Consider the following 12,943-nt stretch of genomic DNA (forward strand, 5'->3'; position numbering starts at 1 on the left):
ATCAGAACTCGACGACCACCTTGCCGAAAGGCCCGCGATAGAGATGATCGAGCGCCTCAGGGAACTCGCCGAAGGCATAACGCTTGTCGATCACAGGCTTCAGTCCGGTCTGGTCGATTGCCCGCACCAGATCTTCAAGCGCACGGCGGTGGCCGACGGAAATGCCCTGCACAACAGGCGCCTTGAGCAGCAGCGGGCCGGCCGGGCCGGAAACCTCGAACCCCTCGAGCACGCCGATGACGGAAATGCGGCCATTGATCGCCACCGCCTTCAGCGCCTGACCGAGATGCGGGCCACCGACGATCTCAAGCACGTGATCGGCGCCATAGCCGCCGGTCAACTGATAGAGTTGCTCAACCCAGTCACCCTCATGGCGGTTGATCGCATGATCGGCGCCGAGAGCAACGGCGCGTCCGAGCTTCTCGGCGCTACCTGATGTGATGAACACCTCCGCGCCATGCGCCTTGGCGATCTGCAGACCGAAGAGCGCCACACCGCCGGTGCCTTGCACCAGCACCTTGTCGCCGGCTTTCAGGCCGCCGCGTTCGATCAGTGCGAACCAGGCAGTCAGCCCGGCGCAGGGCAAGGTGCTCGCCTGCGCCGCATCGAGCGTATCAGGCGCGCGTGAATACCATTCCTCGGACAGCACGGTGTATTGGGAGAGGACACCGGGATAGAAGCCGCCGCGCGTCTTGTAAGGTGGGGTGCGCGCATCGCCCAAGCCGCGTCCGTCGATCCAGTCGGGCGAAAAGGTCGAGATGACTCGATCTCCCGGCTTGAAACGGCTGACATCGGGTCCGACTGACTCGACGACCCCTGCCATGTCGGAAGCCGGCACGAAAGGAAATTGCAGCGGCAACCCCATGCCGCTCTCCATCACCAACCGATCGCGGAAATTGAGCGAGACGGCTTCCGTCCGCACCAGAACCCTGTTTCCCGAAACCGGTTCGAGCCTCCGCTCGCCGATCGTCAGCTGGCGCTCCGGACCTACCGCGTCGATCTGCCATTGCCGTGTTGTCTGCATTGTCTTGCTCCTTGTCCATTGCAGGGAGCGCAAAACATATCGTTGAATATTTCGCACCAGTTGCGATATTAATTCTCCAGAATGGTTCCAAAGAGGAAACAAATGGAGCAACTGAAAGGTATCTCGATCTTTGTCGAAGCTGTCGAGGCAGGTGGCTTTTCGGCTGCCGCCGAGCGGCTCCATCTCACGCGTTCGGCGGTCGGCAAGACCATCGCACGTCTGGAACAGCGTCTCGGCGTGCGCCTCTTCAACCGTACGACACGCATGCAGAGCCTCACCGAGGAAGGCCGCTTCTTCTACGAGCGCTGCCTGCGGGCGGTCGAGGAAATCCGCCTCGGGGAAGCCATGCTGGAATCCGGCCGGCGTGACGTGCGCGGCCGATTGCGCATCTCGATGCCGGTGCTTTTCGGCCGCCACTGCATCGCGCCGATCCTGGCACGCCTGCTCGATGAACATCCGGACCTCGAACTCGACCTTTCCTTCAACGACCGTGTCGTCGACCTGCTGGAGGACGGGTTCGATCTTGTCATTCGCAACGGGCCGTTGAAGGACAATCCGGATCTGATGGCCCGGGCGATCGCCCGCCAGCGGATGACCGTCTGCGCATCGCCCGCCTATCTGGAAAAACATGGCGCGCCGCAGACGGTCTTCGATATTCCGCGGCATGAAGGCATCGTCTACAGGCGGGGCGATGACGACAAGGGTTGGATCTTTCCGACTGCAGCAGATCCCGGGCGGCGGATGCCGCCAAAGGCGCGACTGCGGCTCGACGATCTCGCTTCGATTTCCGATGCGGCCGTCGCCGGGCGCGGTCTTGCCTGGCTGCCCTGCTGGCTGGTCCGCGAAGAGGTGCTGGCAGGCCGGCTCATTCAGGTGCTGAAGCAGGAACCGGCCAATGTCTTCGACGCCCATGCCGTTTGGCTGCGCTCTCCGGTCATGCTGCCGAAGGTGCGGCTCGCGATCGATACGCTCGCCGCCGGACTGCCGGCAATGACGGGCTGAAGCGCTCGCCGCGCATCGAGCGACGAGAAACCCATGTTATTCCTAGGCGTTTCTCTGGAAATAACCCGATGCCGCAGTATATCCGCTAGTTCGTCGTCTCTTTTGGGCGGCCGCCATATCACTCGGAAAAACGTCAGCATGTCACTTCGCAGCGCCCTCCGCGCACAAACTGCAGATTGCCACGCCGCGGTCGACACCCTCTTCGGCAGTTTTAACCTCTCACGCATCCAGGATTATAGGGCTTTCTTGCGCGCGCATGCCCGGGTCGTACCATCAGTCGAATATGCGCTAGAGAATGGAGGAATCGGCCGTTTGCTGCCGGATTGGCCGGACCGAAGGCGCGCGCATCTATTGGCTGCCGACATCCGGGAACTCGATGATCGATTGCCGGTATTGCTTCCGCAACTGGCATTGCTCAGCGAAGCAGCGATCTGGGGTGCCGCCTATGTCCTCGAAGGCTCCAAACTCGGCGGCCTGCTGCTCGCCAAGGCCGTGCCCGACCACTTGCCCAACAGCTATCTGAGCCTGCAAGGCCCGAAGGGCGCCATGCGGCTCTTCATGGATCGTCTTGACGCGACCAAGGTGGAGGATCCCGATGCGGCTGTCGCCGCAGCCCGCGATGTTTTCGATCTCTTCCTCAAAGCCGGGCAAGCCGAACTGGAAGCCGTCCCATGAACGGCACGCACGAACCCGTCGATCTTACCAATTGCGACCGTGAGCCGATCCACCAGCTCGGCTCGGTCCAGCCCTTCGGCTTTCTGTTGGCGGTGTCCTCAGACTGGATTGTCATGCGCGCCTCCGCAAACCTAGCGGAGTTTCTCGGAGTGACAGAGGCCAACGCGATCGGCCGTCCCGTTCTCTCTGTGATTACACCCGAAGCACTCCACACAATCCGCAACAAGCTTACCACGCTGCGTGGTTCCGACGTCGTCGAGCGCATTTTCGGCATTGCCCTGACGTCCGATCAAAACAGGTTCGACCTTGCCGTGCACCTGAACGGCGGTGAGGTCATCATCGAAGGCGAGCGCTGCCAGGAAGACAGGCACGACGCCGCCTCGCTCTCAATGCGCAGCATGATGTCGCGCCTCGACCACACGGAAACATTGGAAGCCTTCTTCCGTGAAGGTGCAAGACAAGCGCGGGCGCTCACCGGTTTCGATCGGGTCATGGTCTATCGTTTCGACGAAGGCGGTTCCGGCGAAGTCGTGGCGGAAGCCGCCCGGGCCGGCATCGGCTCGTTCCTCGGGCTGCACTATCCGGCTTCCGACATTCCGGTACAGGCGCGCGCGCTTTATCTGCGCAACCTGTTCCGCATCATTGCCGATGTCGACGCCGTCCTGGTCCCGATCCTGCCGCAGCTCGACGAGCACGGCCGGCCGCTCGACCTCTCCATGTCGGTATTGCGTTCGGTCTCGCCGATCCACATCGAATATCTGAAAAACATGGGCGTTGGCGCTTCGCTCTCCATTTCGATCGTCGTAGACGGCAAGCTCTGGGGCCTGTTTGCCTGCCATCACTACGGCCCGCGTCTGCCTTCGGCCCAAAGCCGCTCCACTGCCGAACTCTTCGGCCAGATGTTTGCGTCGCGCCTTGAAAGCCGCGAACGGCGACTGGCTCTCGACTACGAGACAAAGGCGCGCCGCATTGCCGACCGGCTTCTCACCTCCGTCGCAGACAATGCGAGCCTGCTCGACGATCCGGCCTGGCTGATCGACGCGCTCGCCGACGCCATTCCTGCCGACGGGATCGGCGTCTGGATCAACGGCCGCCTGGCACTTGCCGGCATCGGGCCGGATGAGAGAAGTTTCGCAGCCCTCGTCCGCCACCTCAACCGTAACGCAGCCGGCCGCATCTATGCCGTGGACAGGCTCGCGGAAGCCTATCCGGACCTTGAGGTCGACGATGCGGTAGCAGGCATGCTCGCCATCCCGATCTCGCGTTCGCCGCGCGATTATGTCGTGCTTTTCCGTCAGGAATTGGTGCGCACCGTCCGCTGGGGCGGCGACCCGCACAAGCCGGTAGAGTACGGCCCGAACGGCCCGCGGCTGACGCCGCGCAAGAGTTTCGAGGCCTGGTCGGAACTGGTGCGCGGCCGCTCGCTGCCCTTCACGGAAGCCGAGCGCCGTGTCGCCGAAACGATCCGTGTCACATTGATCGAAGTGGTATTGCGTCTCACCGACGAGGTCAGCATGGCCCGCCAGACGGCCAACGAGCGCCAGGAACTGCTGATCGCCGAGCTGAACCACCGCGTCCGCAACATATTGAGCCTGATCACCGGCATTATCCGGCAGTCACAGGCAACGTCGGTCGGCTTTGGCGACTACATCCGCCAGCTCGAGGGCCGCATTCAGTCGCTCGCCCGCGCCCATGACCAGATCACCCGCGATCACTGGGCGCCCGCTTCGCTCCGGCAATTGCTGCTGGCAGAGACAGCCGCCTATCTCGGGAAAAATGCGCAACGCATCCAGATGAGCGGCGAGGACGTGCTGCTGGAACCGCAGGCCTTTTCCACCGCCGCCCTTGTTTTCCATGAGCTGATGACCAACAGCGCCAAATATGGCAGCCTTTCCGGCACCGGCAGTGGCACCGTTCAACTCGGCTGGCATCGCGACGACGAGGGCAATCTGCGCATTGGCTGGCGCGAAAAGGATGGTCCACCCGTCGTCGAACCCAAACGCCATGGCTTCGGTTCGACGATCATCCGCCGCTCTATCCCGTATGACCTCGGCGGCAAAGCCGAGGTCCGCTACGTCAAGGATGGGCTCGAGGCCGATTTCTGCATTCCGGCGCGACATGTCGTCGGCCCTACGAGCGAACGGTCGAATCCGCCTCCGGTCGGAGCGACCGAACGCAAGACGATTGCCGACGATCAACCGCTCTCCGGCCTCAACGTGCTGCTGGTGGAAAACAATCTGATCATCGCCATGGATGGGGAGGACATCCTGCGCCGCCTGGGCGCCGACGTGGCCACGGCACCAAGTGTCACTGAGGCGATGGAAATTCTGGCGGGCCAGTCCTTCGATCTGGCGCTTCTCGATGTCAATCTTGGCGATGAGACGAGTTTCGGAATTGCCGACCGGCTGGCAGCCGACGGCGTGCCCTTCGTTTTTGCCACAGGCTATGGGGAGGGCATCGCCCAGGCGAACAGCCACTCGGACGCGCCCGTGCTACAGAAGCCTTATACGATGGAAGGCATGACGGATATTCTTGCCCGGGTGCCGCTTCCAAGAAGAGAGTAAACCCTCACGCCTCAAGGGGATCCGGTCGCAGGCCGCCGATGAAGAGCTGTTCCAGAAACCGCGCCGCATCCTCGAAGCGCCCTTCGCCCGAATGTTCCTGCCCCAGCACGGCACGCACCTGGACGTCGAAGTCCGCGTAATGTTGCGTCGTCGACCAGATGGAGAAGATCAGGTGATAGGGATCGCATTTGACGATCTTGCCTGATTTCGCCCAGGCGCGGATGACCTCCGCCTTCTCGTCGACCAGTTCCTTCAGCGGTCCCTTCAGCTCGTCCTCGATATGCGGCGCGCCCTGCAGCACCTCGTTGGCGAAAAGCCGGCTCTCGCGCGGAAAATCGCGGGCCATCTCCAGCTTGCGGCGGATGTAGCTGCGGATTTCCGCCTCCGGATTGCCTTCGGCGTTAAAGGCCCGCAGCGGCTCCAGCCAAGTGTAGAGCACCCGGTCGATCAGCGCCCGGTGCATCGCTTCCTTGGTGCGGAAATAATAGAGCAGGTTGGGTTTCGACATGCCGGCCACTTCGGCAATCTGGTCGATGGTCGAGCCGCGAAAGCCGCTTGCCGAAAATACATCGAGCGCCGCTTCCAGGATCTGCTCTTCCTTCTCTTCCTGGATTCGCGTCCGCCTCAGGGTTTTCGCTGCTCTCGGTATGGTCACAGGCTGTTATTTCCCCTTGAAATTCAACTTCTTCGCTCAAGTTTTTCTGGAAGCGATCCCCCGCCGCCTTCTTGAGCAACTGCCCGTATTTTTATCGGCAATTTTCGTGATTTTCGTCTTGAGCCCGGCGGTGGAAGTTGTAATGTTTACCAATCGGTCAAATTATCCGCCAGATGCAAAACAAAGGCAACTGACGATTTTCCGGCGCTCGACAAAACCAATAAGGGAGCGCAGGAAAGGACCACGGGAACAGGCGGGCATGCCCTTTGCATGACTGCCGCAAACAGGTGAGGGCATACAAAATGGTGGCAGCACCAGGCGAGAACATGCGCGTCAATGGCGACCGTCTCTGGGACAGCCTCATGGACATGGCGAAGATCGGCCCCGGCATCGCGGGCGGCAACAATCGCCAGACGCTGACGGATGCCGATGCGCAGGGCCGCAGCCTTTTCAAAAAATGGTGTGACGATGCCGGTTTGACCATGGGTGTCGACCGTATGGGCACGATGTTCGCCACCCGCCCCGGCACCGATCCCGATGCTCTGCCCGTCTATGTCGGCTCGCATCTCGACACCCAGCCGACCGGCGGCAAATATGACGGTGTGCTCGGCGTGCTTGCAGCTCTCGAAGTCGTGCGCACGATGAACGATCTCGGCATCAAGACCAAACATCCGATCGTCGTTACCAACTGGACCAACGAGGAAGGCGCGCGTTTTGCCCCTGCCATGCTGGCGTCAGGCGTCTTCGCCGGCGTGCACAGTCTGGATTTTGCCTATAATCGCAGAGACCCCGAGGGCAATCTGTTCGGCGACGAACTGAAGCGCATCGGCTGGGTCGGCGACGAAGAGGTTGGCGCCCGCAAGATGCACGCCTATTTCGAATATCACATCGAGCAGGGACCGATCCTCGAAGCTGAGGAAAAGCAGATCGGCGTTGTCACCCATTGCCAGGGCCTCTGGTGGCTGGAATTCACGCTGACCGGCAAGGAAGCCCACACCGGATCGACGCCGATGAACCTGCGCGTCAATGCCGGCCTCGCCATGGCCCGCATCCTGGAGATGGTCCAGGGCGTGGCGATGGGCGAACAGCCAGGCGCCGTCGGCGGCGTCGGCCAGGTGTTCTTCTCGCCAAACTCCCGCAATGTGCTGCCCGGCAAGGTGGTATTCACCGTCGACATCCGCTCGCCCGACAAGGAGAAGCTCGACCACATGCGGGCAAAGATCGAAGCGAAAGCACCTGAGATCACCGATGCACTCGGTGTCGGCTGTTCCATCGAGGCGATCGGCCATTTCGAGCCGATTACCTTCGATCCGAAACTGGTCACGTCGGTGCGCGACGCCGCCGAGCGGCTCGGCTACAGCCACATGAACATCATCTCCGGCGCCGGCCACGACGCCTGCTGGGCCGCCAAGGTCGCACCTGCAACGATGGTCATGTGCCCCTGCGTCGGTGGGCTCTCGCACAATGAGGCGGAAGAAATCTCCAAGGAATGGGCGATGGCGGGCGCCGATGTGCTGTTTCATGCGGTGGTCGAGACGGCGGAGATTGTGGTGTGAGCGCGACCGAAGCGGTGGTCGTCATGGATGGCACTCGACTGGTCGGGCATGATAAATTTCATGACGGCTTCGCCGAGACGTTCGGCTTTCCTGACCTTTACGGTCGCAACATGGATGCCTGGATCGACTGTATGAGCTGTCTCGACGACCCCGATGCAGGGATGTCGAAACTGACCGTCGAGCCGGGAAAAGCTCTGACCGTCCGGATCAACAATTATCTGCATTTCAAGGATGCAGCGCCGCAACAGTGGGTCGACCTGATGGAATGCGCAGCGTTCGTGAATTGGCGCCGCACTGAAAAGGGACGCGGCGCAGTCCTGGCTTTAGCGTTTTACGATTGAGGATATGATAATGACCACAGTCATCAAGAACGGCACTATCGTCACCGCCGACCTGACCTATAAGGCTGACGTGAAAATCGACGGCGGCAAGATCATCGAGATTGGTCCGAACCTCTCGGGCGACGAGACGCTGGATGCGACCGGCTGTTATGTCATGCCGGGCGGCATCGATCCGCACACCCATCTCGAAATGCCTTTCATGGGCACCTATTCTTCCGACGATTTCGAGAGCGGCACACGCGCCGCCCTTTCCGGCGGCACGACGATGGTGGTCGATTTCGCCCTGCCCGCCCCTGGCCAGTCGCTGCTCGAGGCGCTGACCATGTGGGACAACAAATCGACCCGCGCCAATTGCGATTATTCCTTCCACATGGCGGTCACCTGGTGGAGCGAGCAGGTCTTCAAGGAGATGGAGACCATCGTCCGCGACAAGGGCATCAACACCTTCAAGCACTTCATGGCCTATAAGGGCGCGCTGATGGTGGACGATGACGAGATGTTCGCCTCGTTCCAGCGCTGCGCCGAACTCGGCGCCCTGCCGCTGGTGCACGCCGAAAACGGCGACGTCGTCGCCTCGATGTCGGCAAAGCTGCTCGCCGAGGGCAATAACGGCCCCGAGGCGCATGCCTATTCGCGGCCCGCCGAAGTGGAAGGTGAAGCCACCAACCGCGCCATCATGATCGCCGACATGGCCGGCTGCCCGGTCTATATCGTCCACACCTCCTGCGAACAGGCGCACGAAGCGATCCGCCGCGCCCGCCAGAAAGGCATGCGCGTCTACGGCGAACCGCTGATCCAGCACCTGACGCTCGACGAGAGCGAATATTCCAATCCCGACTGGGACCACGCCGCCCGCCGCGTCATGTCGCCGCCTTTCCGCAACAAGCAGCATCAAGACTCGCTGTGGGCCGGCCTCGCCTCCGGCTCGCTGCAGGTGGTCGCGACCGACCATTGCGCCTTCACGACGGCGCAGAAGCGTTTCGGCGTCGGTGATTTCACCAAGATCCCGAACGGCACCGGCGGTCTTGAAGACCGCATGCCGATGCTCTGGACTCACGGCGTCAACACCGGCCGGCTGACGATGAACGAATTCGTCGCCGTCACCTCGACCAACATCGCCAAGATCCTCAACATCTATCCGAAGAAGGGCGCAATCCTTGTCGACGCCGATGCCGATATCGTCGTCTGGGACCCGAAACGTTCCAAGACCATTTCGTCCAAGGCCCAGCAGTCGGCGATCGACTACAACGTCTTCGAAGGCAAGGAAGTGACCGGCCTGCCGCGCTATACGCTGACGCGCGGCGTCGTCGCGATTGAGGAAGGTGCGATCAAGACCCGCGAGGGTCACGGCGAATTCGTCAGGCGCGAGCCGGTCACGGCTGTCAGCAAGGCGCTTTCCCAGTGGAAGGATATCACCGCGCCGCGCAAGGTGACGCGGAGCGGCATTCCGGCAAGCGGCGTATGACGATGGCGCATGACGATACGGCCATCAACCGGAGACCGCTGCCTCTATGCCAATGACCTCACGCCGGCACCAAAGCGTCCAACTCCGGCAGAAGCACGACGCTTTCCTGCTCGTTCGGATCGGTGCGGGCGATGATCGCCGTGCACGGCGTGCTGCTGAGGTTCGCCGGCAGGTGCGGCACACCGGCCGGGATATAGAAAAGTTCGCCGGCATGGACGATGACGTGATGCTCCAGCCGATCTCCGTACCAGGTATGGGCCTCGCCGGAGAGCATGTAGATCGCCGTCTCGTGCGCCTCGTGCAGATGCGCCTTGGCGCGTACGCCCGGCGGGATCGTCAGGAGGTGCATGCAGATGCCCTTGGCGCCGACCGTCTCGGCCGCGACCCCCTGGAAATAGCTGAGCCCCTGCTTGCCGTCATAGGCATGATTGGGGCGAACGATGTGGCAGGTGGGCTTTGATGTCACGTCCATCCTCATCCTCCATGGAGTGTGTCGTCGATAAAACCGGCGGTAATGATAGCACGCAAACCGCGTTCCCGCGGCGAAAACAAGACTGGTCGCATTGATGCAAACACCCTCCGTCGTATCCGCCAAGGATCTCTGTCTCACCTACCAGGCAAATGACGGCCCGGTGCGTGCACTGAGCAATGTCAATCTCGATGTCCGCAAGGGCGATTTCGTCTCTTTCATCGGCCCCTCGGGCTGCGGCAAGACCACTTTCCTGCGTGTCATCGCCGATCTCGAGAAGAGCACCTCGGGCGAGATCTCGATCAACGGCATGACGCCGGAAGAGGCGCGCAAGGCCCGCGCCTACGGTTATGTCTTCCAGGCGCCGGCGCTCTATCCCTGGCGCACCATCGAAAACAACATCGCCCTGCCGCTGGAGATCATGGGCTATTCCGGCGCCGACCGGACGCGGCGCATCGCCGAAGCGCTCGATCTGGTCAGTCTTTCGGGCTTCGAGAAGAAATTCCCCTGGCAGCTTTCCGGCGGCATGCAGCAGCGCGCCTCGATCGCCCGTGCGCTCGCCTTCGACGCCGACCTGCTGCTGATGGACGAGCCCTTCGGCGCCCTGGACGAGATCGTCCGCGACCATCTGAACGAAGAGCTGCTGAAACTCTGGACCCGCACCAACAAGACGATCTGCTTCGTCACCCATTCCATCCCCGAGGCAGTCTACCTCTCGACCAAGATCGTAGTGATGTCTCCGCGCCCGGGCCGCGTGACCGATGTGATCGACTCGACCCTGCCGGCCGAACGCCCGCTCGACATCCGCGAAACTCCCGAGTTCCTGGAGATCGCCCATCGCGTCCGCGAAGGGCTGAGGACGGGGCACGCATGAGGAGCGGGCGCGTGTACCCTGGGGCCACCCCCCTCTGCCCTGCCGGGCATCTCCCCCACAAGGGGGGAGATCGATATGCTGCACCGGCTTCCCCAAACAAGGATCGCCGTTCCGTTCGCTATAGAGCCAACGGGGACCGACGCGCTATCCTCCTGCCGATCTCCCCCCTTGTGGGGGAGATGCCCGGCAGGGCAGAGGGGGGTGGCTGCGCGTTCGACGCCAACAAATGGGGGCAGTCGCTGTGAAACCCGACACATTCAAGGACAAGATCGTCCCCGTCACCACAATCCTGCTCGCCCTCGTCGTCATCTGGTATGTCGCCGCCATCCTGATGAACGCGCCGTTCCAGCGCGACATGGACGGCCGCGCGGGCGCCACACCTACGACCCTCGAATTCATCGGCAAGACGCTGGCGCAGCCGAAGCCTATCCTGCCGGCGCCGCATCAGGTGGCGCAGAACGTCTACGAGAACACCTTTCTGCGCAGCCTTTCGAGCAATCGCAGCCTCGTCTATCACAGCTGGGTAACGCTCTCCTCCACCCTGCTCGGCTTCGGCTTCGGTATGCTGCTCGGCATCCTCCTCGCCGTGCTGATCGTCCACAACCGCGCCATGGACCGCTCGCTGATGCCCTGGCTGGTGGCGAGCCAGACCATACCGATCCTCGCCATCGCGCCGATGATCGTCATCATCTCCTACAACGTACTGACCGGCGACAATGCCGTTGCGCATCTGTTGAACCTCGATTCCGACGCCTCCCGCCTCGTCTCCAAGGCGCTGATCTCCACCTACCTCTCCTTCTTTCCGGTCGCCGTCGGCATGGTGAAGGGGCTGCGTTCGCCCGAAATCATGCATCTCGACCTGATGCGCACCTATTATGCCAGCTCGATGCAGACGTTCTGGAAGCTACGCGTTCCAGCCTCGATCCCTTTCCTCTTCACCTCGATGAAGGTCGCGATCGCAGCCAGCCTTGTCGGCGCCATCGTCGGCGAGCTGCCGACGGGTGCTGTCGCCGGCATCGGCTCGAAGCTACTCGCCGGCTCCTATTACAGCCAGACTATCGATATCTGGGCCGCCCTCGTCGCCGGATCGCTGCTGGCGGGCATCCTGGTTGCGATCGTCGGCGTTGCGGCGAAGATCGTCGATCGCGCCATGGGCGGGAGGCCGGCATGAGACATCTGACCTTCTCCTGGCAAGGTGTGGTCGCCCTCCTCCTCTGCGTCGGGGCGCTGACGGCCCTGCCGCTCCTGGCCGAGGGCGCGGCGCGCGCCCTCACCGACGGCACGGCAAGCCTCATTTTCACCATCGTCATCGCGGCTGCCCTGCTGTCATTCGCACCGCAGCCGCCGGCCTATCGGGCCACCGTGCTGTTTATCGGCGCGCATGGCGCCGCCTGGATGCTGCTTTCGGCTCTTTCCGGCAACGAGGGCACGGCGACGCGGGCTTTCTTCCTGCTGCTCTTTGCCTGCTGGCTGCTTGCCTGGCGATGCGTCAGCGAACTGTCGAAACTGCAGCCCGTCACGACTTTCGGCAAGTCGGTACTCCAGCTCCTGATCCCGGCGATCTTCGGCGCCTGGATCCTCATTCTCTGGGAAGCGGTCACGCGCGGCGCTGGCGTCCCCTTCATCCTGCTGCCGCCGCCGAGCGCCATCGGCGCGCGGTTCATGGCGTCGCTGCCCATCCTCGGCGCGGACGTCAGGCAGACGATCTTCAAGGCGGTGCTGATCGGTTATACCGTCGGCTGCCTCAGTGGCTTCGTCGTCGCGGTGCTCGCCGACCGCATCGCCTTCCTGCGCCGCGGCCTTCTGCCGATCGGCAACATGGTTTCGGCCCTGCCAATCATCGGCGTCGCCCCTGTCATGGTCATGTGGTTCGGCTTCGACTGGCCGTCGAAGGCCGCCGTCGTCATCATCATGACCTTCTTCCCGATGCTGGTGAATACCGTCGCCGGCCTTGCCGCCTCCGGCAGCATGGAGCGCGACCTGATGCGCACCTATGCCTCCGGCTATTGGCAGACGCTGCTGAAACTCAGGCTTCCCGCGGCAATGCCCTTCATTTTCAATGCACTGAAGATCAACTCGACGCTGGCGCTGATTGGTGCCATCGTTGCGGAATTCTTCGGGACACCGATCGTCGGCATGGGCTTCCGTATCTCCACCGAGATCGGCCGCATGAATGTCGACATGGTCTGGGCGGAAATCGCCGTCGCGGCGCTGGCCGGCTCGATCTTCTATGGCATCATCGCCCTGACCGAACGGGCGGTGACGTTCTGGCATCCGTCTATCCGTGGTGGCTAGGCGCGCGCGGGCTCCAGAAACGG

13 protein-coding genes are annotated in these 12,943 nt (G+C 62.4%); 10 read left to right on the forward strand and 3 right to left on the reverse strand.

Annotation, left to right across the window (positions count from 1 at the left end; all coding sequences use genetic code 11):
• Position 1: 1 nt before the first annotated feature.
• Positions 2 to 1,024 (reverse strand): NAD(P)-dependent alcohol dehydrogenase, encoded by a 1,023-nt coding sequence (locus tag G9X67_RS09055; protein WP_138330227.1) that lies wholly within the window; start codon positions 1,022 to 1,024, stop codon positions 2 to 4.
• A 102-nt stretch (positions 1,025 to 1,126) separates the two neighbouring features.
• Here G9X67_RS09055 and G9X67_RS09060 point away from each other — a divergent pair, with 102 nt between their 5' ends.
• From G9X67_RS09060 to G9X67_RS09070, 3 genes are all read left to right on the forward strand, one after another.
• Positions 1,127 to 2,026 carry a LysR family transcriptional regulator gene (locus G9X67_RS09060; RefSeq protein ID WP_138330226.1) on the forward strand — a complete coding sequence of 300 codons (900 nt, stop codon included), beginning with the start codon at positions 1,127 to 1,129 and terminating at the stop codon, positions 2,024 to 2,026.
• Positions 2,027 to 2,164: 138 nt separating this feature from the next.
• Complete coding sequence (locus G9X67_RS09065; RefSeq protein ID WP_138330671.1) at positions 2,165 to 2,701, forward strand: biliverdin-producing heme oxygenase; 537 nt, start codon at positions 2,165 to 2,167, stop codon at positions 2,699 to 2,701.
• Positions 2,698 to 5,265: an HWE histidine kinase domain-containing protein gene (locus G9X67_RS09070; protein ID WP_138330225.1), complete on the forward strand. Its 2,568-nt coding sequence runs from the start codon at positions 2,698 to 2,700 to the stop codon at positions 5,263 to 5,265. Before G9X67_RS09065 ends, G9X67_RS09070 begins: the two co-directional genes overlap by 4 nt.
• Before the next feature lie 4 nt (positions 5,266 to 5,269).
• On the opposite strand, the gene G9X67_RS09075 is transcribed toward G9X67_RS09070, so the two are convergent.
• Positions 5,270 to 5,920 (reverse strand): TetR family transcriptional regulator C-terminal domain-containing protein, encoded by a 651-nt coding sequence (locus tag G9X67_RS09075; protein WP_029872411.1) that lies wholly within the window; start codon positions 5,918 to 5,920, stop codon positions 5,270 to 5,272.
• A gap of 16 nt (positions 5,921 to 5,936) precedes the next feature.
• Between G9X67_RS09075 and G9X67_RS09080 the strand changes: the two genes are divergently transcribed.
• From G9X67_RS09080 to hydA, 4 genes are read left to right on the forward strand one after another with little or no spacing between them, the layout of a single operon-like run.
• Positions 5,937 to 6,194: a hypothetical protein gene (locus G9X67_RS09080; protein WP_138330224.1), complete on the forward strand. Its 258-nt coding sequence runs from the start codon at positions 5,937 to 5,939 to the stop codon at positions 6,192 to 6,194.
• A gap of 28 nt (positions 6,195 to 6,222) precedes the next feature.
• Positions 6,223 to 7,476, forward strand: coding sequence for a Zn-dependent hydrolase (locus G9X67_RS09085; protein ID WP_138330223.1), 1,254 nt, complete (start codon positions 6,223 to 6,225; stop codon positions 7,474 to 7,476).
• The gene (locus G9X67_RS09090; protein ID WP_138330222.1) at positions 7,473 to 7,817 is read left to right on the forward strand and encodes a barstar family protein; all 345 of its coding nucleotides are present in this window, start codon (positions 7,473 to 7,475) and stop codon (positions 7,815 to 7,817) included. The genes G9X67_RS09085 and G9X67_RS09090 overlap by 4 nt, the downstream gene beginning before the upstream one ends.
• A 10-nt stretch (positions 7,818 to 7,827) precedes the next feature.
• Positions 7,828 to 9,282: a dihydropyrimidinase gene (gene hydA / locus G9X67_RS09095; protein WP_138330221.1), complete on the forward strand. Its 1,455-nt coding sequence runs from the start codon at positions 7,828 to 7,830 to the stop codon at positions 9,280 to 9,282.
• 58 nt (positions 9,283 to 9,340) lie between these two features.
• Here the strand turns inward: hydA and G9X67_RS09100 are convergent, their stop codons facing one another.
• The gene (locus tag G9X67_RS09100) at positions 9,341 to 9,754 is read right to left on the reverse strand and encodes a cupin domain-containing protein (RefSeq protein WP_003542280.1); all 414 of its coding nucleotides are present in this window, start codon (positions 9,752 to 9,754) and stop codon (positions 9,341 to 9,343) included.
• 94 nt (positions 9,755 to 9,848) lie between these two features.
• Between G9X67_RS09100 and G9X67_RS09105 the strand changes: the two genes are divergently transcribed.
• The 3 genes from G9X67_RS09105 to G9X67_RS09115 all read left to right on the forward strand — a co-directional run bounded on the left by G9X67_RS09105 (position 9,849) and on the right by G9X67_RS09115 (position 12,920).
• On the forward strand, positions 9,849 to 10,625 hold the full coding sequence (locus G9X67_RS09105) for an ABC transporter ATP-binding protein (RefSeq protein ID WP_168331013.1): 777 nt from the start codon (positions 9,849 to 9,851) through the stop codon (positions 10,623 to 10,625).
• Between the two features lie 241 nt (positions 10,626 to 10,866).
• Positions 10,867 to 11,796, forward strand: a complete 930-nt coding sequence (locus tag G9X67_RS09110) for an ABC transporter permease (protein ID WP_138386804.1) — start codon at positions 10,867 to 10,869, stop codon at positions 11,794 to 11,796.
• A complete protein-coding gene (locus G9X67_RS09115) occupies positions 11,793 to 12,920 on the forward strand; it encodes an ABC transporter permease (RefSeq protein WP_138330218.1) in 1,128 nt (375 codons plus the stop codon). The genes G9X67_RS09110 and G9X67_RS09115 overlap by 4 nt, the downstream gene beginning before the upstream one ends.
• Positions 12,921 to 12,943: the final 23 nt, after the last annotated feature.

This window comes from Rhizobium sp. WYCCWR 11152 (assembly GCF_013087615.1).
Classification (GTDB): domain Bacteria; phylum Pseudomonadota; class Alphaproteobacteria; order Rhizobiales; family Rhizobiaceae; genus Rhizobium; species Rhizobium indicum.